General features: G+C 29.0%; 22 protein-coding genes. 2 read left to right on the top strand and 20 right to left on the bottom strand.

Annotated features, from left to right (window positions below):
* Positions 1 to 208 precede the first annotated feature (208 nt).
* From OIF33_RS15470 to rph, 3 genes are read right to left on the bottom strand one after another with little or no spacing between them, the layout of a single operon-like run.
* The gene (locus OIF33_RS15470; protein ID WP_322505128.1) at positions 209 to 679 is read right to left on the bottom strand and encodes a metallophosphoesterase; all 471 of its coding nucleotides are present in this window, start codon (positions 677 to 679) and stop codon (positions 209 to 211) included.
* 11 nt (positions 680 to 690) lie between these two features.
* Positions 691 to 1,305, bottom strand: coding sequence for an XTP/dITP diphosphatase (locus OIF33_RS15465; RefSeq protein WP_322505127.1), 615 nt, complete (start codon positions 1,303 to 1,305; stop codon positions 691 to 693).
* 1 nt (position 1,306) lies between these two features.
* Positions 1,307 to 2,053, bottom strand: coding sequence for a ribonuclease PH (gene rph, locus OIF33_RS15460; RefSeq protein WP_322505126.1), 747 nt, complete (start codon positions 2,051 to 2,053; stop codon positions 1,307 to 1,309).
* Positions 2,054 to 2,282: 229 nt separating this feature from the next.
* Between rph and OIF33_RS15455 the strand changes: the two genes are divergently transcribed.
* Entirely contained in the window at positions 2,283 to 3,986 is a 1,704-nt protein-coding gene (locus OIF33_RS15455; protein WP_416173365.1) for a hypothetical protein, read from the top strand.
* Between the two features lie 40 nt (positions 3,987 to 4,026).
* On the opposite strand, the gene OIF33_RS15450 is transcribed toward OIF33_RS15455, so the two are convergent.
* On the bottom strand, positions 4,027 to 5,571 hold the full coding sequence (locus OIF33_RS15450; protein WP_322505124.1) for an ABC transporter substrate-binding protein: 1,545 nt from the start codon (positions 5,569 to 5,571) through the stop codon (positions 4,027 to 4,029).
* A gap of 71 nt (positions 5,572 to 5,642) precedes the next feature.
* Positions 5,643 to 6,053 carry a restriction endonuclease gene (locus tag OIF33_RS15445; protein ID WP_322505123.1) on the bottom strand — a complete coding sequence of 137 codons (411 nt, stop codon included), beginning with the start codon at positions 6,051 to 6,053 and terminating at the stop codon, positions 5,643 to 5,645.
* A gap of 176 nt (positions 6,054 to 6,229) precedes the next feature.
* Between OIF33_RS15445 and OIF33_RS15440 the strand changes: the two genes are divergently transcribed.
* On the top strand, positions 6,230 to 6,553 hold the full coding sequence (locus OIF33_RS15440; RefSeq protein ID WP_322505122.1) for a hypothetical protein: 324 nt from the start codon (positions 6,230 to 6,232) through the stop codon (positions 6,551 to 6,553).
* A gap of 50 nt (positions 6,554 to 6,603) precedes the next feature.
* Here the strand turns inward: OIF33_RS15440 and ligA are convergent, their stop codons facing one another.
* From ligA to OIF33_RS15365, 15 genes are all read right to left on the bottom strand, one after another.
* Positions 6,604 to 8,592 (bottom strand): NAD-dependent DNA ligase LigA, encoded by a 1,989-nt coding sequence (gene ligA, locus OIF33_RS15435; protein WP_322505121.1) that lies wholly within the window; start codon positions 8,590 to 8,592, stop codon positions 6,604 to 6,606.
* Between the two features lie 115 nt (positions 8,593 to 8,707).
* Positions 8,708 to 10,960: a DNA helicase PcrA gene (gene pcrA, locus OIF33_RS15430; protein WP_322505120.1), complete on the bottom strand. Its 2,253-nt coding sequence runs from the start codon at positions 10,958 to 10,960 to the stop codon at positions 8,708 to 8,710.
* 202 nt (positions 10,961 to 11,162) lie between these two features.
* The gene (locus tag OIF33_RS15425) at positions 11,163 to 11,891 is read right to left on the bottom strand and encodes a hypothetical protein (protein WP_322505119.1); all 729 of its coding nucleotides are present in this window, start codon (positions 11,889 to 11,891) and stop codon (positions 11,163 to 11,165) included.
* Positions 11,892 to 11,907: 16 nt separating this feature from the next.
* A complete protein-coding gene (locus tag OIF33_RS15420; RefSeq protein ID WP_322505118.1) occupies positions 11,908 to 12,456 on the bottom strand; it encodes a SipW-dependent-type signal peptide-containing protein in 549 nt (182 codons plus the stop codon).
* 1 nt (position 12,457) lies between these two features.
* Positions 12,458 to 13,129, bottom strand: a complete 672-nt coding sequence (locus OIF33_RS15415) for an LPXTG cell wall anchor domain-containing protein (protein WP_322505117.1) — start codon at positions 13,127 to 13,129, stop codon at positions 12,458 to 12,460.
* 538 nt (positions 13,130 to 13,667) lie between these two features.
* Positions 13,668 to 14,387 carry a pseudouridine synthase gene (locus tag OIF33_RS15410; protein ID WP_322505116.1) on the bottom strand — a complete coding sequence of 240 codons (720 nt, stop codon included), beginning with the start codon at positions 14,385 to 14,387 and terminating at the stop codon, positions 13,668 to 13,670.
* A 206-nt stretch (positions 14,388 to 14,593) separates the two neighbouring features.
* Positions 14,594 to 16,639, bottom strand: coding sequence for a triple tyrosine motif-containing protein (locus OIF33_RS15405; RefSeq protein WP_322505115.1), 2,046 nt, complete (start codon positions 16,637 to 16,639; stop codon positions 14,594 to 14,596).
* A 352-nt stretch (positions 16,640 to 16,991) separates the two neighbouring features.
* Positions 16,992 to 17,429 (bottom strand): YaiI/YqxD family protein, encoded by a 438-nt coding sequence (locus OIF33_RS15400; protein ID WP_322505114.1) that lies wholly within the window; start codon positions 17,427 to 17,429, stop codon positions 16,992 to 16,994.
* 142 nt (positions 17,430 to 17,571) lie between these two features.
* Positions 17,572 to 18,924, bottom strand: a complete 1,353-nt coding sequence (locus OIF33_RS15395) for a glucose-6-phosphate isomerase (RefSeq protein WP_322505113.1) — start codon at positions 18,922 to 18,924, stop codon at positions 17,572 to 17,574.
* 29 nt (positions 18,925 to 18,953) lie between these two features.
* Positions 18,954 to 19,163, bottom strand: a complete 210-nt coding sequence (locus tag OIF33_RS15390; RefSeq protein WP_322505112.1) for a hypothetical protein — start codon at positions 19,161 to 19,163, stop codon at positions 18,954 to 18,956.
* Between the two features lie 206 nt (positions 19,164 to 19,369).
* Positions 19,370 to 20,338, bottom strand: coding sequence for a dipeptide ABC transporter ATP-binding protein (locus OIF33_RS15385; protein ID WP_322505111.1), 969 nt, complete (start codon positions 20,336 to 20,338; stop codon positions 19,370 to 19,372).
* Entirely contained in the window at positions 20,339 to 21,316 is a 978-nt protein-coding gene (locus OIF33_RS15380; RefSeq protein WP_322505110.1) for an ABC transporter ATP-binding protein, read from the bottom strand.
* A gap of 13 nt (positions 21,317 to 21,329) precedes the next feature.
* The gene (gene opp4C / locus OIF33_RS15375) at positions 21,330 to 22,244 is read right to left on the bottom strand and encodes an oligopeptide ABC transporter permease (RefSeq protein WP_322505109.1); all 915 of its coding nucleotides are present in this window, start codon (positions 22,242 to 22,244) and stop codon (positions 21,330 to 21,332) included.
* Between the two features lie 14 nt (positions 22,245 to 22,258).
* Positions 22,259 to 23,224 carry an ABC transporter permease gene (locus OIF33_RS15370; RefSeq protein ID WP_322505108.1) on the bottom strand — a complete coding sequence of 322 codons (966 nt, stop codon included), beginning with the start codon at positions 23,222 to 23,224 and terminating at the stop codon, positions 22,259 to 22,261.
* Positions 23,225 to 23,296: 72 nt separating this feature from the next.
* A complete protein-coding gene (locus OIF33_RS15365; protein ID WP_322505107.1) occupies positions 23,297 to 25,048 on the bottom strand; it encodes an ABC transporter substrate-binding protein in 1,752 nt (583 codons plus the stop codon).
* Positions 25,049 to 25,498 lie beyond the last annotated feature (450 nt).

Genomic DNA, 25,498 nt, shown 5'->3' with positions numbered 1-25,498 from the left:
GCTTTGTTTCACCGCCGCTCTCTCGCGACGACAATAGTTATTCTACAGTATACTTATTATTCTGTCAACACTTTTTGCAAAGTTTTTTTTAAAAAATTTATCGAATCCTCTGAACCCCTGATTAAATCTAGGTTTTCTTTTCAAAAAAAGTGTTAATACATAACATTTTTTATATATTAACACCTATTCTTGTTAAATTATATTCTAATTATATAGCAAAAAATCTCACACTTGTATTATCACCATTTATATCCATAAATGCTATACTAGCTTCACCATCTTTAGGTATAGAGGGGCTACCAGGATTAATAATCCACATATTTCCTTCTTGTAATGCTATTTTTCTATGTGTATGTCCAAAAATAACTCCGTCCACTCCTAATTCCATTCCTCTATAGTATATTCTGTCTAAGCCATATTTAACCTCATACTTATGTCCATGGGTTATTAAAAACTTTTTCCCTTCTATTTCAATGACTTGTTCTACTTCGCCATCTTTCTCATAATCACAATTACCTATAACGGCATATACCTTTCCATTAAATCCTGAACTTAAAAGCTTAGCATCATTTATACTATCTCCTAAATGTATAAGCACATCTGAATCATTTAATAACGTTTTTATATATTCAATAACATTTGTAACTCCATGTGTATCACTTACTATAGCTACCCTCATTCCTTCTCCTCCTATTTAAGTAAATCTTTTAACTTACTCTTTAGTTTTTCTAAAGCTCTCCCTCTATGACTAATAGCATTTTTTTCATCTGAAGTCATTTCTGCAAAAGTCTTTTTATATTCTGGTACAAAGAATAATGGATCATATCCAAACCCTTCATTTCCACTTAACTCTTCTAAAATTATCCCATAGCTTTTTCCTTCAGCTACTATCTTTTCTCCCTTATCTGTAACAGCTACTATTACGCATATAAAATTAGCCTTTCTATTTTCCTCTTTAATACCTTTTAATTCATTTAATAACTTTTCATTGTTTTTTGCATCATTGCCGTGTTCCCCAGCATATCTAGCTGAATATATTCCTGGTTCTCCATTTAAATATTCTACTTCTAAGCCAGAATCATCAGCCATTACAATAAAATCACATTCACCTTGGCTATCTAAATATTTTCTTATTTCATCAGCTTTCTTAAAAGAATTCTCTTCAAAAGTTTTCCCATCTTCCTCAACATCTATGTCTATTCCAGCTTCTTTTAAAGATAATATCTCAAAATCAAAATCCTTTAATATTTCTTTTATCTCTTTAATCTTATGTGCATTATTACTTGCTAATATAAATCTTTTCATCTTATTCTCTCCCTGTTCCAATCCATAAAGAATCAGTTTTTAAAGCATCTTTTTGTGCTTGTATCATTTGTCTTGCTCCTTTTTCAGCAAGATTTAATAATTCATCCAATTCTTTTCTTGAAAAAGGACCAGCTTCTCCTGTTCCTTGAATTTCTATAAACTCGCCCTCTTCTGTCATGACAACATTCATATCAACCTTGGCAATATGATCTTCCTCATAACATAAATCTAATATTTTCTCTCCACCTACTATCCCTACACTTATTGCACTAACAAAATTTCTTACTGGATATACCTCAAAAGGTTTCTTTTGATGAAGTTTATTTACAGCATCAATTAAAGCTACAAAAGAACCGGTAATAGAAGTTGTTCTTGTTCCACCATCAGCTTGAAGAACATCACAATCTATCCAAATAGTTTTTTCTCCTAAAGCTTTCATATCTACAGCGGCTCTAAGTGCTCTTCCTATAAGCCTTTGTATTTCCATTGTTCTTCCATCTATTTTTAATTTATTTATATCTCTTTGCTTTCTACTTTGAGTACTCCTTGGAAGCATATTATATTCAGCAGTTATCCATCCTTCACCTGAACCTTTTAAAAAAGGTGGAACCTTATCTTCTATAGAAGCAGTACATAATACCTTTGTATCTCCTACTTCTATTAGTACAGAACCCTCAGCATACTTTGTGAAGTTTCTTGTTATTTTAACTGGTCTTATCTGTTCTTTTTTTCTTCCACTACTTCTCATTCAATATCTCCTTACCTTATTTTAATTTCAAACACTAATTATAAGAATAGTATATTGGTTATTTTATCCTTTATCAATATTTTACCTATTAAAATCCACTAATAAATATACTTACGAAAATTACTTAAACTCTATATTTTCTATAAAGGTATTATATACTCACCAGGTAATATTTATAATAAAAATTCATATTAATATATATAAGAAATAATATCATGAGGTGAATTATTTGAAATATATAGGTTCATTCTTCAAAAAAAATTCTCTTTCAAAAGAAGAGATAAAATCACAATTACTTTTTCTTTCAAAAGAATCAGTAAACCACATAGTACTTGAATCTAGATGTGGAATATCTACAAACTATAAAAATCTTAAAGAAAATTTTAAAAAAGATGAAATTTCCTTTTTTAAAAATAATACTCCATTAGTATGCATATACAGAAAAGCAAAACCTAATATCTATTCTTCTAAGTATTCAAAAACTTGGGATGATACAACATTTAAAAAGGATATCCCTATTTCCTCTAATGCATTAATGACCCTTTCTATTTTAAGACTTTGTCCTTACTATGAAAAGTTTAAAAAAATTAATAATGCTCTCTATAAAAAAGTTGCTTTTTATAAAAATTTAAGCAAACTACAACTTGACTTTTATTATAATTATCTAAGAAATCCTGAAGGTTTCTTTGTAAATAAAAAAAATGAGGATTCTTCATCTAAATCTGGATTGAACATAAGTGAAAAAGAGGATGCTATATCTTATTCAGATCAAGCGTTTATGATGTTAGCATACTATTTGTATAGTACTATCTGTCCTGAAGATCCAGATAGTAAAACTTATGAAGACTTTGCTTTTCAAATATTAAACATGTTCATCAATTTTAAGGATGAAATTTACTCACTTCCACTAGATGAATGTTGTAAGATAAACTATTGTTTAAATAACATGCTTCTATACTCTAATAGCGAAGATTGTAAGTCCTTAGTTTTAGACTTGTCTGACTTTATACTAAATAAATACTACGAATCAAGTAATACATTTTCTGACATTGAAACAACATCACTTTTAGCATTAAATATGTACTTAAGCTACAAGAATACAAACATACTTATATTTAAAGATGCTTACTTAGACTTAATTGAACTTTTCAGCAACATGTTTAATGATGATAAAGGAATAATAATAAAAGGAACAGATAAAAAAGAATATAAATATTCTAACGTTGAAATCTGTTTATACTTAACAAATCTCTTAATATCTTTTGATATAGATAAAGAAGGCTCAGAAAAAAGAGAAAATATAATAGCTAAAGTCTATAAAAACTATGTGATAAATTCTGGAATGGTTACTAGTTTCCCAGACGCTCCAAACCTAGATTCTCATGAAAGATATAAAAAATTCTCTTTAAAACCAGATGATTTAATTGATGAATCAATGTTTAGAATAACAAATGCTAATAGTCCTGAACTTACTGGAATGGCACCTATCTTTGTAAAGAATATAAAATACTCTAATAGAAAATCAATTTTCACTTCTGATAAAACTACTTTTGATAGTACAAAAAATATGTTTATATTCTTTGTATTTATAGATAGCTTTATTGATAGATATATTGATTATATTACTGATGCAAATGTAGAAGAAAAATATACTCTTTCAATAGAAAAAATAGAAGCAATAAAAGATGTAGAGAACATAGACAAACTAGATGTCAATAAAACACCAGATATAGAGGATCCTTTAATTCCTCCAAATACTATAGAAACAGAAGATAAAATTATAAAAGAACCAAGCAAAATTCATCCAATTCCTCCTCCAGTAACTAATGGAATTTTACCTAGAGAAATTTCTGAAGGCTCTAATACAACTGATGTAAAAGAAGAAAATCTAGATGATAAAATGAAAAATGTTCTTACTTCCACAGATTTGTGATAAAAAGCTGTATCAAATATTATTTGATACAGCTTCTTTATTAACTACTATATTTAAATATTAAATTCCCATTTCCATCTATAAATAGATAATTAACCTTTTGAGATTTACACCAAACATCATTTTTAAAATATAAGCTTATTAAACTCAAGTTCTCTTCTTTTAAAAACATTTCTTTTTCTTTATTTTCTAAATTTTCCTCAGTATTACTATCAACTGAATCCTTTTCCTCATTTTCTAAATCACTGATCTCTTCTTTGGATTCTTCTAATAATTCTTCATCTTTATTTAAATTTAATTCCACTAAAGCTATATTAAAATCTCCTTTTTTTATAACTTCATCAATTCCCTCTTCATGTACTTTAATTATACTTTTTATAGATAACTCTTTTTCTAAGAAACTTTTTAGCTCATTTGCTAATATTTTATCCTCTTCTTTATCTTCTATAATTATTTTTAATACTTCATTTTCATCAATACATTTTTTCAATTTACTTTTTGCTATTTCTCTATAATTATTTTTTTCCCCATCACTTATTTTATGATTTAATTCACTACTTTGTTTATTTTTTAATGAGAGCTTTTCTTTATTATCTATTAAATTCACATAAGGTTCTCCCAAATTATTTTTTAATATATTACTTTCATTAATCAGAACATTCATAATAGAAGATATTCCTTGGCTTAATTCAGGATTTTCACTATTTACAAGCATAACCTTTAAAGTTTCATTATTAAATTTACTTAAGTCCTTATATAAACCTAAGTCATCTGAATATATTATTGGAGGATTTTTTAAAATATCTACTTTATTCAAATTAAAAGCAGCTAGTTCAACTTCATCAGCTTCTTTTTCCTTTAAAACTACATCTTTTATTTCAAGTTGACTTTTATTATATGGGTTGTCTTTCAAGTGAATAAATCCATTATCAGTTATATCATATATAGTATAAGGACCAGTATATGATACTTGATTAAAATCTTTTTTATAATTATCTAAAGGTTCATTTAAATCTCTTAATCTATATATAGGTTTTGATAATTTTTTTAACAATTGATCATCCTTATTATTCATTCTTATAGTAAGTGTATAATCATCTGGGCTATTAATAGCTACCTTACTAAAATCTGATTTTCCTTCTCTATATTCCTTAACTCCATATATGCTATCTAATTCATCACTTGAATACTCTTCATTATCTGGACTTAATAACTCCCTAAAGAATATCTGAAAATCTTTAGCTACTATTTCCTTACCATTACTCCACTTATTTTCCTCATTAATCTTAAATGTATATTCAAGTCCATCTTCACTAACCTTCCATCCCATAGCTAGGTCTGGGATTGGCTCTCCTTTTTCATTTAACTCAATTAATCCTGAAAATATAGAGCATGTTAAATCTTCTTCTCCCCTACTTACGAACTCACTAGGGCTTATAGAATTTGGTAGGCTATCAACTGCATATATTAAGCTTTCATTAGTTTTAAAATTAACAGTAGAAACTGGAGTTACCTCTACATAACTCTTCAGCAAACCTACGCTTAACAAAACTATTAAACATATAAATAAAATTACTTTCTTCATGTAAATATCTCCTTCAATAATCTTTTACCCTCTAGATTATTGACAATTTTAATAAAAGAAATACTTACACCTTAGAATAAAGATTTAAAACTTAATTTATCATAGGAAATATGATGATGTTTTTTCCTCTTTATCCATCTTTGCTTAACAACAAACTCTTTTCCATCTAAAAGTTTTATTTTGTTTATAAATCTATCTGTTTCTACTCTGTTATAGACATCCTGTTGAAATACTCCCGTAGTTATATATACGCCTTTATCAACTTCTCTATCTTGCATTAAATGTATAAATCTATCATAATCATAAATTGTTACAGCTAATATTTTGTGAAATGCTATTAATGTCTTCTTTCTACTAGAACTTATTTCGATTAAAAATTCATTATTATTTTTTTTGATTATTTCATAATTTAAATTTTCTTTAATACACTCTTTAATTATTATTTGACTTACTTTTTTTATTGATATTTTCCTGAACTTCATAAGTGACTTTTCTATATTTTTTGAGTTCAATAAAATATAAAAGGATTTGAGCATAGTTTTCTCTCCTCATTTATTGCTTACTAAATTATATGTTCTAATGTAATAATTATTTAACACTATTTTTTCCTATTATTATGGTATAATTTATTTATTATTTTATATGGAGGTAAAGTTAGATGACTTTAGCAGTTCAAGTTATTGCTATACTTTTCATGCTAACAATGATGTTCTTAGGAATCTGGAGTTTTGTTATAGCTAACAAGGCATATAGACAAATAAAATATAAAAATTATTTACTTGAAAAAATAGCACATAACATATCTCTAATAAGAAATAAAGAAAAAATATTTGATAACTTAAATGATATGGATGACTCAGTTTCATATTCTGAAATAAAAGAAAACCTTTTAGATAAAGATGATATAGCTGAACCAGCTTTAGAAGAAGATATAGAGATATCAAAAGAAATTGAAGACGCTATAGAAATAAGCGAAAAATAAAAGTCATGTGAGATTAATCACATGACTTTTATTTTTTGCTATGTTGATTTTTATATCATATTTTCAAATTCTTCTTCACTTAATATAGTAACACCTAAAGATTTTGCCTTATCATATTTTGAACCTGCAGCTTCTCCTGCTATTACAAAGTCAGTCTTTTTACTTACACTTCCAGCAACCTTTGCTCCTAAAGACTCTAATTTTTCTTTTATTGAAGTTCTAGAATAGTTTTCTAAAGTACCAGTTACAACTACTGTTTTACCCATAAATGGACTTTCTAAAACTTCCTTTTTCTCATAATGAGGATTTACTCCAAGAGCTAATAATTCATTTATAACTTTTAAAGTTCTTTCCTCTTTAAAGAATTCTATTATACTTCTAGCAACTATATCTCCAACATCTTGAACAGATACTAATTCCTCAAAAGTAGCCTTTTCTAAATTATCTAAAGACTCAAATCGCTTAACTAGATCCTTAGCAGTCTTAACTCCTACATTAGGAATTCCTAAAGAATATAAAAAGGCTTCTAAAGTACAATTCTTACTTTTTTCTATAGCATCTAAAAGATTTTGAGCTTTCTTTGGACCAAATTTATCTAAGTCTAATAATTTTTCATACTCTAATTTATAAAGATCTGATATATCTCTTATATCAAGTTTTTCAAATAATTGCTCTGCTGTTCTTTCAGAGAATCCTGCTATATTCATAGCTTCTCTTCCTGCAAAGTGAACTATAGTTTTAACCATTTGAGGCTTACACCCTAAAGTATTTTCACAATAAATGTGAACTCCTTCATGAACTAAGTGAGCTCCACAAGCTGGGCATACCTTTGGTTCTTCAATTTCTTTTGTACCCTCTAAACTTTCTGGAACTACTCCCATAATTTCTGGAATAACATCATTACTTCTTCTTACGAAGACTTCAGCACCTAATCTTACTCCTTTTCTAGCTATATCGTCCATATTATTTAAAGTAGCTCTCTTAACAGTAACCCCTGCTAACTCTACTGGTTCCAAGATAGCCGTTGGTGAAACTCTACCACTTCTACCTACATTCCATTCAACATCTAAAAGTTTAGTTGTAGCTTCTTGAGCCTCAAACTTATATGCAATAGCCCACTTAGGGAACTTAACTGTATAACCTAAAAGTTCTCTTGTTCTTATATCATCTATAGCTATAACTAATCCATCTATGTCATAATTTAAATCAAATCTTATATCTCTTATATAATCAATTTCTTTTTGAATTTCATCTAATGTAGTGCATTCTCTAATGTAATCATCCATTGGAAATCCCTTAACTTTTATGAATTCTAGCATCTCCATATAAGTTTTAAATGGAGTTCCTTCCTTATATCCAATATCATAGAAGAAAGCTGAAAGATTTCTTTTAGCTGTCTCTGCTACATTTAGATTTCTTAAAGCCCCTGCTGCTCCATTTCTTAAATTTTTAAGAGGAGTATCCGCTTCTGAATTATATTTTTCAAAAGCTTCAGTGGTCATAACAGCTTCTCCATGAATTTCTAAAAAGTCATGACAATTTATTTTTAAAGGTATTGATTTTATAGTTTTGACTTGGGCTGTTACATCTTCTCCAATAGCTCCCGTACCTCTAGTTGCACCAGTAACCAACACTCCATTTTCATCATAAGAAAGGTTTATTGTTAAGCCATCAAATTTTTTAGTTAAAATATATTTTAATGGTGGTAATTCTTCACCTGAAGTTCTATTATATTCTTCAATAAACTTAACATTTCTATTATGCCATTCTTTAATTTCATCTAAAGATTGCGCTTTATCTAAACTCCAAAGTCTAGCTTTATGAGTATATTTCTTAAATTCAGGAAGAATTACATCGCCAACTCTTTGAGTAGGTGAATATGGTAATTTATATCCTATTTCCTTTTCTAAATCTACTAATTCATAGTACTTTTTATCATAATCTTTATCTGTTACTGAAGAATTTCCTAAAACATAATACTCATATGCATACTTATTTAATTCTTCAACTAACTCTTCTATTCTTTTTTTCTTATCCATTTTACTCATCTACTCCTTATTAAAGTAAATTTCCATTATAAAATTAAGGCTACTTATTATTATTGATTTTTACATAAAACTGTAAAACCATATTTCACCTAAAACAAACCTTAAATTAAAGAAGCTCTAGTGGCGCAAAGCTAAACATTAAGTGTTTAACTCCTTGACTATCAAAGGCTATTGTAAGTTTGTAATCATCTCCAACCTTACTTTTTGTTATTAATGTTCCCACTCCAAACTTAGGATGCTTAACCTTTCTTCCTATAGTTAATTCATCGATATCAGCTTTTTTATCATTTTCTGAAAATATTTTATTTAAAGCTGCACTAGCCTGAGAATCATTCATTGTGGTTCTAAGCTTATGTGGATTATAACTTTTTCTTGATTCTCCATAAGTTGAAGCATTATTTTTGAAAGAGCTACTTGAACTTTTACCATTAATATTTACATAGTCTTTTATATTAGCTGGAATTTCTGATATAAAGTCTGATTGTGAATAAGCTACAGTCTTACCAAATATCATTCTTGTTTCAGCTGATGTCATATATAGTTTTTCCTCTGCTCTAGTTATTCCAACATAGCAAAGTCTTCTAGCCTCTTCCATTTGGTTATCATGTTCAAAACAAGCTGCACTTGGGAATATTCCATTTTCCATACCAACTAGGAAGACAGTTGGGAATTCAAGACCCTTTGAACTATGAACTGTCATAAGCATTACATAGTTATCTTCTGATTCTAAATCATCCATATCTTGAACAAGAGCTACTTTTTCTAAGTAGGCTGATAATGATTTATCCTCTTCATTACTCTTTTCAAATTCAACAGCATCAGAAACTAATTCCTCTAAGTTTTCTATTCTACTTTGATCTTCTATAAGATTAGAATCCTTAAGCGCTTTTAAGTAACCTGTTTTCTCTAAAACATATTCTATTAATTGAGATACACTTAATTGCTCTGACATGACCATTATTTCTTCCATCATATCAGTAAACTTTTTAATAGGATTTATACTTCTAGCTGTTAATCCTGGTACATAATCTACATCTAATAAAACATTGTATAATGTATCTTCTATTTCATTAGCATGATTTTGAAGTTTTTCTACAGTGGCATCTCCAATACTTCTTTTAGGAACGTTTATTATTCTTCTTAAACTTATAGCATCCTTAGGATTCACTATTATTTTTAAGTATGAAAGGATATCTTTTATCTCTTTTCTATCATAGAATTTTAGTCCCCCAAAAATTCTATATGGAATTCCTGCTCTTCTTAAAGCTTCCTCAAAGTTACGTGACTGTGCATTTGTTCTGTAGAGAACAGCGAAATCTTTGTATTTATATCCTTTATCACTTTTAAGCTTTTCTATTTCTGAAATTACAAAAGATGATTCCATTTTATCTGAGTAAGCTCTATGGATACTTATTTTCTCTCCCTCTACTTGCTCAGTTCTTAAAACTTTAAATTTTCTCTCTGCATTATTTTTTATAACTTTGTTAGCCGCCTCTAAGATATTTCCTTTTGATCTATAGTTTTGTTCAAGTTTAACAACTTTAGCCTCTGGATAATCCTTTTCAAAGTCTAATATATTTCTTATATCAGCACCTCTCCAAGCATAAATACATTGGTCATCGTCACCAACAACACATATGTTTTTATATTTTGCTGCTAAAAGCTTAGCAAATTCATATTGGGCCTTATTTGTATCTTGATACTCATCTATCATTATGTATTTAAACTTATTTTGATAAAAATCTAATACATCACTATGCTTTTTAAATAGTTCAACTGTTTTAACTATTAAATCGTCAAAATCTAGAGCATTATTTTCTTTTAATTTCTTTTGATATAAAAGATAGGCATCTGCTATTTTATTTTTTCTGAAATTTCCTTCATTTTCTTTTTTGAAACTTTCCGCACTTTGTATATTATCTTTTGCTTTTCCTATAGTACCTAAAATCTCTTGATCAGTTATCTCTTTTTCATTAATATTAAGCTCTTTCATTACAAGTTTTATTAATGTTTTCTGATCTGATGAATCATATATTGTGAAGTCTTTACTATAGCCTAATTTGTCTATTTCTCTTCTTAAAATTCTTACACAAGATGAATGAAATGTTGATATCCACATATTATTTGCTACTTCACCAACTAGAGATTTTACCCTCTCTCTCATTTCTCCTGCTGCTTTATTTGTAAATGTTATTGCTAATATATTATAAGGTTGTATATCCTTTTCTATCATGTACGCTATTCTATGTGTAAGTACTCTAGTTTTACCAGAACCTGCTCCTGCTAATATAAGTACTTGACCATCAATTGTTGTTGCTGCTTCATATTGTTCTTTATTAAGCAAGCTTTTTAAATCCATTAAATCACTCCTCTTCCTACAATAAAACTAAACTTTATTATACCATATAAATCTATATATTATATTCTATCAGACATATTATTCTTTTACATGATTAACAAAAAAATAAATGGTCACATTATAAAATGTGACCATTAAATTCAAATCTAATACTAAAAATTTAAAATTTAAATTTTAATATATAACCCTATAATAAAATCTTTTAATTTACTATTGGTTGTTTTTCTTCATTAGTACTGTTATATATCTCAGAAATATTATTTTCCTCTACATTATCTTTACCTAATTCATTTATTTTTTCTTCTTCTGCCTGATTACTTTCTGGTAATTTATTTTCTATAGTAGAATTATTATCCTCTTCTTTAGGAGCTTCTATATCTTCATTATTAACTTCATTTTCTACTGGAGGTTCAACTAAAATCTCATTATCAGGCTGTACTATCACATCCTCCTTATAATCATTAGTCAAACTCCAATTAATATTTTCATTGAAATCAGAATATAAATATAGTGTAATTTCTTCTAAATCTTTTCCAAACCTGTCTTCAAAATTTGTATTTAAAGTTATACTAGGCAACTTATTTTCTAACCCTATTGGAAGTACAAATGCCCCCTCTTTTTTAGTTATAATAAGTTCCTTTCCTTCTATTGATATTTCAACATCATCTAAAAAATTTTCACTTCCAACTACATCATTAACCAGATTCTCTCCAGTGTAAAATATTCTTTTAGAAAATTCTAAGACTAAAGAATTCTCTCTAATGCTTATTTTAGAAACTTCAAAAGCACTATCTTTTAAATCTAACTCCACTATCTTAATAGTATTATTAATAGTATCCTCTCCTGTAAAATAAGCATAACTTCCATAAGTAGCACTTGAAGCAAGTGAAACTCCTAAAATTAATGCTATAATTTTATTTTTACTAATCACTTATACTCCTCCCCTACTACTTATTATTTGCTTGATTATATCCAACTCTTAAATCAAAATTAAAATCTGTTCCTGAATATTTTTCTGGCATATCCCTTTGCATATTTAATGTTAATGTTGCTGTTAAAATTTCACCTTCTTCTAATATGATTTCATTGTTATCTAAGTCTACTACTTTAACTCCATTTTCAAATAAAGAAAGTAATGTTTCTTCTCCATTTCCATATGACTTTAGCTCTCTATCTTTACTACTTTTAAAACTTAATGAATATTTTATTTTTTCTAATCCATCATTACCTATTGATGAATTTTCAAAATTAATTAATAATGATTGATCTAATGTACCATTATTAGTTATTAAAAATGTATCACTAACAGGAACTTCTATATCAATTCCTTCTATTTTAATTCCTTTAATTATTTCTGAACTTAGAGTACCTAAGGTTAATTTTATTTCTCCATTCATTTTTTCCTTATCAGAGAAATAAGCTAAACTTCCAACACTTCCTGTTATCCCTATAGCTAATACTAATGCAGTTATTTTTCTAATCTTAGCGTTTTCCATCTTAAACCTCCTCCCTCTTTTGAGGTAACTTTAATACCGCTCTTCCTACTCCTAAAGCAAGTATTCCTAAAATCATAAATACTTTATTGCTAAAGCCTCCTGTATTTGGTAAGTCTCCACTTCCATTATTACTATCATCTTCATATTCATAATGAACACTAACACTAAATTCATGTTGTATTCCTTGTCCTCTATCATCTAAATCCTCTGAAAGATTTATTTCTAATTCCATAGACTTGCTTTCATTAGCTTGTACAATTATTTCTTTTTCTAATTTAATATTTCTTTTTGAAAAGACATCCTCAAGGGTTCCTTTAAAGATGATATCTTTATTATCTTTAACAGTAATTGCTGCATTCTCTAAAAAATGCTTATATATTTCATCACTTTTATCTATCTTTTTAGAATTCAAATAGTCAAAAATACTATCATCATGAAAAGATAAATTTTTTATTTTTATAGCTTTATCTAAATTATTTGAAATATTAAGTAAGCTTTCTTCTATATGTCCAGGTTTCCAAATAACCTCTTCATCAAATAAAGTATTATTTTCCTCTACCACATCTACCCTTACTCCAGCTTTTTCATCAGCAAAGACAACAGTGTTTTTAACTAGCATAAAAGTTAATATTGCTAAAAATGTACATAGAAACACACTTTTAGTTTTTCTCATACTGCCTCCCCCTTTTTTTATAGCCTTAACATAATCTTCTCTTTTAACCCTATATTTATATTCATAGCACATAAAAAAAATAACCTTTTTAACATATATTTTAAAAAAATATCATATAATGTTAAGAATAAAATTAAATATTTCTAAATATAATAAGCCATTACTCTTATTTCAAAACTTATAAAAAACAAATTAAAGTTCAACTTATATATATAAATTTACTTAAACTATTATTTATATAAAAAAAGAGTTAGTATTTTTATATACTAACTCTATACATAATATTTGAATATTTTCTTTTAATTTTAATTATTCTTGCAAGTTTTCTTGCATTTATATAAAATAAAAAAACGCAACCCTTGGGGCTAGGTTGCGTTTCAGCAATAAGCAATAAATAAAAAGGGGGCTATTTATTCCTTTTATTTATCCTCGCACAACTATTATATTAGATGTTTACTTAAATTGCAAGTAATCTAATATTTTTTTTGCAAGTTTTCCTACATAAATTCTTCAAGCACAATCATTATCATTTAATTTTCTAAAAATTTTTGTAAAGTACCGCTAATTCACTTTCAGAAAGCTCTTTATATTCGCCTTCTTCTAAATTTTCATCTAGTGGAAGATTACCAAAAGATGTTCTTTTTAAATAAACAACTTTTTTACCCCTTGCCTCAAACATTCTTTTTACTTGGTGATACTTTCCTTCTTGAACAGTGACTTCTACTCTAGCTGAGTCTTCTAAGTTTTCTATAACTTTAAGTTTAGCACTCATACACTTATATCCATCATCTAAAGTTACACCATTTTCAAAGGCTTTAATATCCTTATCTGTTATAGGTGCATCTATTTCAGCATAATAAACTTTATCCACATGATACTTAGGTGATATTAACTTATGATTTAAGTCTCCATCATTAGTTAATAATAATAACCCTACTGTATCCTTATCAAGTCTTCCTACTGGAAATGGTTCAAAGACTTGATCTTCCATATATAATAAGTCAATAACAGTTTCATCTCTCTTATCATAAGTTGCTGAAATTACTCCAGCTGGCTTATTCATCATTAAATATATGTACTTTTTATACTCTACTTCTTCACCATTTATAACTATCTTGTCTTTTTCAGGATCTATTTGTAATCCATTATCTTTTACTATTTTATCATTAATTGTTACAAGTCCCTTTTTAACAACTTGTTTTATTTCTTTTCTTGTTCCGTATCCTAAATTTGATAAGACTTTATCCAATCTTTCCACTAGTTAATCACTCCTTTTAACAAAATTGCATTTATATCTGTGGTTAGTATAAAGCAAAGTCTAACTAATTACAACTCATTATATTGTAGAAAATAACTAAGACTCTGCTTTAGGTCAATATTGATTTTTAGCTATCCCTTCAGACCTAACTTACAGTTCTATCTAAAAATCAACATTATTTTAAAACAGAGCCTTACTTAATTTTTTTATTCCACTCTAAATTCAAAAGTATCATAATCTTCATAAGCACATTTTTTATAATAACTTCTAGTTAAAACTAAAACTTTATATTTTCCTGGTACATAAGGTCTAAAAGAATAATAACTTTTTCTACTATATTTTTGAACTAGTGACCAGTTGCCATTAACCATTATATAGTATTCATAACAAACTCTATTTCCACCTTCGCATTTCGTAGAAAAATTTATTTCTTCATTTATTTTAAATACCTGATCTGAAGTGTTTATTTTAGTATTCATAACTGGTGGTGCTTCATTAATGTAGAATTTTACTTCTCTTCTTGAATCAAAACCTTCTTTACATTTAACATTTCTTGCAAAAATATCTACTGAATATTTTCCTGGACATTTAGGAGTTACTTTAAACCTCTTATTTTTTATATAATCAGTTTCTTCAACTATTTGGCCATTAACCTTAGTTACATACTTAACCTTTACCTGTCTAGTATTCTGTGCTATAACCTCAATATCAATATCATCTCCAACTAAAAAATATTCTTTAGCGGGAACTAAAATATGATCAATTTTTCCTTCTGCATATTCTTTTACTTTAAAGTTTAAAACAGTATGCACATCATATTCTTTTGCTGAATATTTATCTTTAACCCTAACATCAAGTTCATAGTTACCTTTTTCACTAGGAATAAATTCAACCCAGTTAGTACTTCCATAAGCAATATTCTCCATAATTTGACCATCTTTAATTATTATAAAAGAATATTTCAAGTCAGTACCACCCTCTGCACTAACTCTAAGTTTTATAACTTCATTTATAATAGGAGTTTTATCCCTATCAAAAATCAATTCAGTTATCTTTATTGGTTTTGCAACCTTTTTATCTATTTTATAATCTAGTTTTGATTCTATTTCATAATCTCCAATAAATGAATCGTCCTTTGCCCAAAGAGTTATTCTATAATTACCTTCTTTTTTAGCATTCCATTTAAAAGTGCTATTTCTTGTATACCCTGAATCTTCTGATATTTCTCCATCTATTTTAAATCTATAAAGAACATCACTTCCTCCATCCACAATAGCTTTTATTGATATTGTTTCACCTTTAACCTGCGGTGAACTTAAATCTGTAGTGAAATTCCTTAATTGAAGAGGTTCGTACGGTTTTATGTCATAAACCATTACGGCTCTATCGTCAAACTCTCTATTAGAATACATGTCTCTTATTAAACATAGAAGCTTATATTTTCCTTCTTTAAATTCTCTAAATGTTACAATACGTCTTGATGAGAAATCTTGAATGCAAGTTCTACTTCCATCTGGTGATATCTTTATAAATTTATATAATGCCGTTCTTTCATCTTCAAAATTTGCTTCTACTTGGAATGTAAGATCTGAATTTACTAATAAGTTCTCACTTAAATTAACGAAATTAATTATTTCAGGTTTTATAAACTCTTTGGCTGTGAACATAACTGTCGCATAATCATCTGCTGTATTAGTTGAGCTAGGTCTTTTGCATTCTATTAAAAATTCAAACTGTCCACTTTCATTAATAGTGTAGTTTAATTTATTTTCTAAAGTATAATCTTTTATAAGCTGCCATCCGTTCTTTCCACTTATAAAATATCTGTACATAATATCTTCATTAGTGCTATCAACTTTTAAAACAGTCTTTTCCCCAACATTAAAAACATCTTTGTTTAGGTAAATTCCTTTTATTAGTTTCTCATCTTTTTTTTCTTCTACATTTATCTCATTATGAAGTCCATCACCTTTTTTATTCACATTCACACTCTGAGTAACTTTATAATCAAAAGGTTTATTTGACTTATCTTTTTTCCCTTGGACCATTAGCATATATTCCCCAACATCCTTAGGAGTCCAAACAAATTTATTTTCCTTTTCAAATTCTCTTAAAGTTTCCCAAATTCCATCCTTTCCTGTTAATATTTTATACTTCAAATTATCATCAGTGTTATTGATTATCTTTATGTTAACCGGACTATTATCTTCTATTATATCCCTTTCATCTAACTCTAAAAGCAATTCTCCCATAATCACTCCCCCTAAAACCCGAAACATTCTAGATAAATAAATTATATTATACTTCCGTTTTTATGTAAATATTTTCTATTTTTCTTGTTATAAAATACTCTATTTCTACATTTTTTTCTCTTTTATAAGGTGTATAAAAAAACTTTAAACTGGATATACTATAGCTAGTGTTACTTAACACTGTAAATCTCCTAATTTTATTATATCCATATAATCAAACCATTAAAGAAATCTCAGCTATTCTGAGATTTCTTTATTTTTGTAACTCAATAATTTTGTAAAAGCCTCTCTTTTAAAGTAGTATTGATTTTTAGATATAAAATAATAATTTTTTACCAACCTATCATTAAGCTTAGTTTGTTTTTTCTATAAGCTTTTTAAGATTATAGTATAATCTCTCATCATCTTCTTTGCTTCTTTTATGATTTCCTTTTGTTCTTCCACCAGCTCTTCTATTTTTTTGACTTAAGTGTCTTTCAAAAAGCAACCTATCAATATTATTATTATCATAAATATATCCTCTCGGACTAATAGCTAACGCTCCCTTTCCCAAAGCCATAGCTGCCACTCCATAATCTTGAGTTACCACAATATCATTTTTTTCTGTAGCGTTAGCAACATACATATCTACACTCTGGAATCCATCATCAACGATTTTAACCTCTGAATAATCAGATCTTATCATGTGATTTATTGTACAATATATTAAAATCTTTATTGAATTTTCTTTAGCGACTTTTTCAATTATTTCTCTTCCTGCGCAACCATCACCATCAACAACTATTTTCATGTTTATACGCCTCCCCCTAATATATTCTCCATTACATTTATAAATATTAATTCTAAAATTTAATTTAAACTATTAATAAAATTATACCTTTAAAATAAAAAAGAAGCTCTAAAAAGAGCTTCTTTTTTATTTTAAATTTATATTATTTTAATCTTTCTTCTAACTCAGCTTTTAAGTCTTCAAAACCTGGTTTTCCAAGTAAAGCAAACATGTTTCTCTTGTAAGCTTCAACACCTGGTTGATCGAATGGATTTATTCCTAAAACATATCCACTGATTCCACAAGCTTTTTCGAAGAAGTAAACTAATCTTCCGAAGTAGTATGGAGTTAACTCTGGAACATTTACAACTATGTTTGGAACATCTCCATCATTGTGAGCAAGTAAAGTTCCTCTGAATGCTTGCTTGTTAACATAGTCCATAGTTTTTCCAGCTAAGAAGTTTAATCCATCTATGTTTTCATCGTTAGCTTCTATTGTTATTTCTTCTCTTGGAGTTCCTACATTAATAACTGTTTCGAAGATGTCTCTTCTACCTTCTTGAATGTATTGTCCCATTGAGTGTAAATCAGTTGAGAAATCAACAGCAGCTGGGAATAATCCTTTGTTGTCTTTTCCTTCTGATTCTCCGTATAATTGTTTCCACCATTCATTGAAGTAGTGAACAGCTGGCTCATAGTTAACTAATATTTCAATTGCTTTACCTTTATTGTATAAAGCATTTCTAGCGGCTGCATATTTATAACATTCATTATCAGCTAATGAAGGATTAGCGTATTCTTCTCTAGCGTCAGCAGCACCTTCCATCATTTCGTCGATGTTTATTCCAGCAGCAGCTATTGGTAATAATCCAACCGCTGTTAATACTGAGAATCTTCCTCCAACATCATCTGGAATTACGAAAGTTTCATATCCTTCAGCATCAGCTAAAGTTTTTAAAGCACCTTTTTTAGCATCTGTTGTAGCATATATTCTCTTAGTAGCTTCTTCTTTTCCGTATTTCTTTTCCATGTAGTCTTTTAATATTCTGAAAGCTATAGCAGGCTCTGTAGTAGTACCTGATTTAGATATAACGTTTAAGCTTACATCTAATCCATCGATAGCTTTTAATAAGTCAGCCATATAGCTTGAGCTTATGTTATTTCCTGCATAGAATATAGCAGGAGTTTTTCTCTTATCTTTTGACATTGAATTATAAAAGTTGTTAGTTAACATTTCTATAGCAGCTCTTGCTCCTAGGTAAGAACCACCAATTCCTATAACAACTAAAACATCTGAATCGCTTTGTATTTTTTTAGCAGCTTCTTTTATTCTAGCAAATTCATCTTTATCATAATTAACAGGTAGGTCAACCCATCCTAAAAAGTCATTACCTGCACCTGTTCCATTATGTAGTTTGTCATGTGCTTGGTTTATAGTTTCTTGCATGTAAGCAACTTCGTGAGATTTTAAATATGGAGCTGCTTTTGATAAATCAACAACTAATCCTTTTTTCATTATTACTACCTCCATTAGCGTTTATAAATTTATTTTAACCACGCCATTAATATATATAATATAATCGCAAAAATAATTAACCCTCCAAAAACCATTGGAAGTATTATTGCGTATTGCGCTATCATTATAGCAACCAAATCTTTAAAGTTTGGCTTTTCTTTATTTTTAACCTCTTCCATTAATTTCTCGTATTCTTCTTTTTCTTTTCTTCTAGTTATTTCGTCTTTAAACCAAAACAAACTTAATTCCCTCCGTTTACCACACGTTAATATTTTATCATTTCTTATTTATGTATTACAATACAATATAGAACTTTTTATACATTTGATGAAATTTTATCATATATAGTTATAGTGTAGGAGAATTCAATCCCCTACACTATACAAATTTAAATTTTTAATTCATTTTTTACATTTTAATACATATTGCTTACATTTAATTAAAATTAAACTAAATGACATGCAACAAAATGGTCTTTTCCAACGCATTTGTATTCTGGCGCTTCCTTCTTACATTTATCCATAGCATATGGACATCTAGTATGGAACTTACATCCACTTGGTGGATTAGCTGGTGAAGGAATATCACCTTTTAATATTATTCTATCTCTTTTTAATGTTGGATCTGGTATTGGAACTGCTGATAAAAGTGCCTTTGTATATGGATGTAGAGGATTTTCATAAAGCTCATTTTTTGGTGCTAATTCAACTAAGCTTCCTAAGTACATTACACCTATCTTATGACAAATATGTTTTACTATACTTAAATCATGAGATATGAAAAGATATGAGAATCCCATCTCTTCCTGTAAATCCATCATTAAATTTACTATTTGTGATTGTATAGAAACATCAAGAGCTGAAACTGGCTCATCTGCAACTATAAAACTTGGATTTAAAACTAAAGCTCTTGCTATACCTATTCTTTGTCTTTGTCCACCTGAGAATTCATGTGGATATCTTTTCATATGATATCTAGCAAGTCCACATCTCTCTATAGTCTGAGCTACTCTCTCTGGAAGCTCTTCTTTACTACATAATTTATGACTTAAAAGAGCTTCACCAACTAAAGAATCTACTGGTAATCTTGGATTCAGAGATGAGTATGGATCTTGGAATATCATCTGCATCTTAGGTCTTAATTCTCTTAATTCTTTCTTTTTAAGTTCAAATATATCTTTTCCTTCAAAATATACATTTCCATCAGTTTTTTCAAACAATCTTAAAATTGCTCTTCCTGTTGTTGATTTTCCACAACCTGATTCTCCAACTAGTCCTAAAGTTTCACCCTTATTTATAGTAAAACTTACTCCATCAACAGCTTTTACGTGTCCAACAGTCTTAGAAAAGACTCCTGCTTTAATTGGAAAGTATTTTTTTAAATTTTCAACTTTTAAAACTGTATTATCTTGCATCTACTTTCCCTCCTTATATAACCAGCATGAAACCTTGTGTCTGTTTCCTACATCAATAAGAGTTGGTTGAGTCTCTGTACATTTCTTTATACATCTATCACATCTCTCATTAAAGTAACAATTGTCAGGCATACCTACTGGATTAGGAACTTGTCCAGGTATTGAATAAAGTCTAGTTTCTGTACCATTAACTGCTGGCTTAGATTTAAGTAATCCTTGAGTATATGGATGAAGAGGATTTTTAAACAGCTCTATAACTGGAGCTTCCTCAATAACCTTACCAGCATACATTACCACAACATAGTCAGCCATCTCAGCAACGACACCTAAGTCATGTGTTATTAATAATATGGAAGTATTTAATTTCTCTTTAATATCTCTCATAAGGTCTAGAATCTGAGCTTGGATTGTAACATCAAGTGCTGTTGTAGGCTCATCTGCTATTAAAAGCTTCGGATTACAACAAACTGCCATTGCAATCATAATTCTTTGTCTCATTCCTCCTGATAACTCATGAGGGTAAGATTTCATTATTTCTTCTGCTCTAGCTATACCTATTATTTTTAAAACTTCTATAGCTTTCTTCTCAGCTTCTTCCTTTGATAAGTGCTGGTGAAGAATTATAGCCTCACAGATTTGATCTCCTATTTTAAATACTGGATTTAATGATGTCATAGGCTCTTGGAAAATAACTGATATATCATTACCCCTCATCGCCATAAGTTCTTCTTCTGTAAATTTAAGAACATCTCTTCCATCAAAGAAGATTTCTCCTCCAACTATTTTTCCTGGAGGGCTAGGTATTAATCTCATAAGAGACATGGCAGTAACAGATTTTCCACAACCAGATTCTCCAACTACACAAACTGTCTCTCCTTCTTTTATTTTAAAACTAACATTATTTACAGCTTTAACTATTCCCTCACCAGTATGAAAGTGAGTTTCAAGATTTTTAAATTCTACTAATGTTTTTCCCATTATACTCTCCCCCTTAAACCTTTAGCTTAGGATCTAGAGCATCTCTTAATCCGTCTCCAAAAATGTTTATAGATATAACCGTTAAGAATATACATATTCCTGGTGGTATCCATAACCACCATCTATTAGTTAATGTGTAATAATCTTGAGCTGTCTGTATCATATTTCCCCATGTTGGTGTAGGCGGTGTAACTCCGAGTCCTAAGAAGCTTAGAGATGATTCTGTTAAGATTGCTCCCCCAATTCCTAATGTAGCTGAAACTATAATTACAGCTAATGTATTAGGTAATAAGTGTAAGAACATTTTTCTAGCATCTGAAAGACCTAAAGCCTCTGCAGCTTGCATAAACTCTTGTTCTCTAAGTGATAAAACCATACCTCTAACCATACGACAAGTACTGGTCCAACTTAAAGCCCCTATAATAAACATAACTACGAAAATTCTGTATTCTGGTGGTATTTTTAAATCTGACATTATAGCAGATACCATTATTAATAATGATAAGAATGGGAAACACATAAATACGTCAACAATTCTCATTATTAAACTATCTATAAATCCACCATAATATCCGGCTAATATCCCCAAAGTTGTTCCTATAACTATAGAAATACCTACTGCAACTATACCTATTGAAAGTGAATATCTACCTCCATACATAAGTCTAGCTAACACATCTCTTCCAGATCCATCAGTTCCTAGCCAATGCTGAGCTGAAGGAGGCTGATTAGTTTTTAATAAATCTATTGTTAAATGATCATGTGGATATAACATTGGCCCAAATATTGCAATTGCAACTAAAATTAAAAGTATGAATAATCCACTTAAAGCTAACTTATTCTTCTTTAATCTTTTAAAAGCTACAGTCCAAGGGCTTTCTATTTTTTCTTTTTTTATTTTAACTTTTTTATTTAATTCTGTTTGCATCTAAAAAGCACCTCCTACTTCAGCCTTATTCTTGGATCTACAAATGCGTATATAATATCAGCAAGCAAGTTTCCTATTAAAACTAAGATTGCTAAAGTAAGGTTTATACCCATAAGTAGGTAATAATCTCTGTTATTTACTGCACTTAACTGTACTGGACCTATACCTGGCCAGTTAAAGATTTTTTCTGTTAATGTAGCACCTGAGAATAACCCTGGAATTGACATTCCTAATAATGTTATAACTGGTATTAGAGCATTTCTTAAAGCATGTTTGTATATAACAACCTTCTCTTTTAATCCTTTCGCCCTAGCAGTTCTTATGTAGTCTTGTCTAACTACCTCAAGCATACTTGATCTTGTGTATCTCATCCATCCACCTACACTTCCAAGTGTTAAAACTATAAGTGGTAAAATCATATGTTTTAATACATCTAAAACATATTGCATTCCTGTATATGCACTTCCAGGAGTAGTCATACCTGATATTGGAAACAGATTGAGTTCAACCCCCAAATATTTTATTAATATAAGTCCAAAGAAAAAGGATGGCATTGATATTCCCATAAGGGCAAATACCGTAAAGAATTTATCAAAAAAGGAATATTGCTTAGTTGCTGAAACAATTCCTATTGGCACTGCGATTATTAATCCCAAAATCAAGGATGCAGCCCCCAAAATAAATGAATTTGGTATAAAATCCTTCATTACATCAGCAACTGGTCTCTTATAATAAAATGACTCTCCCAATGATCCCTCTGTTACAACACCTTTTAACCAATACATATACTGTGTTGTTTTTGGCTCATCTAAATGATATTTTTCTCTTATTGCTTGTTTAGTTTCGACACTCATATTTGGATCCATATTTGCTGTAATAGCATCACCTGGAGCCATAGCAAATATAAAGAAAAGTACTAATGATACTCCAACAATAGTTGGAATTATTAAAAGTATTCTTCTAGTAATATACTGTAGCATCTTGCTGTTCCCCCCATTTTTCAAAATTAGCCTGGATTTTTTGTCCAGGCTAATTCTTAATTTATTTTATTTTTATTCATTTACTAACTCTAATTTATGAACATCATGAGTCCAATCAATATAAGTTGAAGGCTGATACCCCTTAACTCTTGCACTTGATGCAAACATTTCTTGTGCATTTCCTAAAAGGATATATGGTACATCTTCAGAGAATTTTAATTGCCATTCAGCATAAGCTTTCTTTCTTTCATCTTGATTAGTTGTTCCTTTACCTTTCTTTAATAAAGCATCTGCTTCTTCATCTCTCCAACCAACATTATTAAATCCGCCTGGTACATCTTGCTCAATTGCGAATATTCCTGATGGATCTGGGTCTATTGAAAGGTTCCAAGCTGCATTGAATATGTCATATTCTCTCTTATCAACCTTATCTAGCATTGTTCCAAATTCCATTAATTCTGGAGTAACCTTAACACCAATTTGCTCCCATGATTGTTGAACTATTGGAATTAAAGCATCAACGTATTGAGAATCTGTATAAGTTAACCATTGAAGTTCTAATTCAACTCCATCCTTATCTCTTGTACCATTTCCATTTGTATCTTTCCATCCAGCTTCATCAAGTAATTGATTAGCTTTTTCTGGATTGTACTCATACTTAGGTACATCTGGGTTATATGCCCATGAAGTTGGAAGTATGTGTGAATTATAAACTTGGCCATATCCTTGATAATAAGATTGCATAAATCCTTCTCTATTTAATCCATAAACCAATGCTTGTCTTACTTTAGGATCTTTAACTTTATCGCTACCATAATTCATTCCCATATATCCATATCCATTTTGCATATATAAATCCATATTTAAGAACCCAGCTTGTTTTAATGGATCTATATTTTCTGGTTTAGCACCAACTCTATCTATATCAACTGTTCCAGCCATTAACTCTTGTAATAATGTTTGTGCATTTGTAACCTTCATTACGATGTAAGGAATTTTTGGTTCACCTTTCCAGTAATCTGGATTCTTCTCAAATTTAACTTCTTGTCCTGGTTTAAAGTGAACAAACTTATAAGCTCCTGAACCAACTGGTTGTAATAATTTATCCTTAACCGCTTGGAAGTTTCCTTTTTCAAATCCATAAACACTTTCCGGCATAATTCCATAAGCATAATTCCAAATACCTTGAGCATCTACTTCCTTATTAGTAAATTCTATTGTATAATCATCAACAACTTTTATTCCCTCAACACTTGTAGCATCACCTTTGTTATACTCTTCGTAACCAACTAAGTTACTTACAGCATCCATTCTTGGACCATCATATCCTGGGTCACAGATAGTAGTAAATGTAAAGGCAACATCCTTAGCTTTTAGCTCTTCTCCATTGGTAAACTTAATACCTTGGTTTAATTTAAAAGTATAAGTTTTTCCATCTTCAGAAATTTCATAACTTTCTGCTACATTTGGAACAGGTTCTCCTTTTTCATTATTTGTAATTAATCCATCAAATATTAAATTATTAACCCATCCATCATAAGTTGTAGAACCATATACGGGTACAAACTCTCCCTTTGGATCTGTTGTTCCAACTATTAATGTATCAGTTCTATTTTTAGCAGTCTCTGGAACAGCTGATGGATTTTCTGCTGCAATTCTCTCTGGCTTAGATAAATCCCTATTTTCCCCGCTTGAACTTGAGTCTCCTGAAGCTGAACCACCATTATTTCCCTCTGCTGGCTTTTCTGCTCCGCCTCCACATGCTACAAATAACATTGAAGTAGCTAACCCAGCTGTTAATAATGTAACTAATTTTCTTTTCATTAATTTTGCCCCCTTATAATATATTTATTGCTAGTATGTAACAATTTTCCAATGCCCCATATTAAATTAATGTTACAATACATACATTTTCTGTAATTTTCTAAAATAAAATTTTATTCCATATTTTACTTTATTTTCATATTAAAATTATATAACTTAGATTTTGCTTTGTAAATAGGTATTTTTATTAATAAATTAATAAATTTAAGAGCTATATCTAGATATATTATTAAAATAATTGGTGTATATCTCAGAAATACACCCGTCTTTCGAAATTGTATTATTTGTATTTTAATTTATTTCCGATATTTTTGCAATATTGGAAATAAATTTTCTTATTACAAATATTTTTACATTAAATTTATTCCTTTCAATAAATAAATCTTAATTGCAATTATGATTTACTCTAAGTATATGAAGTGTATATGCCAAATTATTAATTTTATAGAT

Origin of the sequence: Clostridium sp. LIBA-8841, from assembly GCF_034439435.1 — a bacterium.
GTDB lineage: Bacteria > Bacillota > Clostridia > Clostridiales > Clostridiaceae > Sarcina.
Note: the sequence above shows the minus strand (reverse complement) of the source record. Positions and strands in the feature narration are given on the sequence as shown.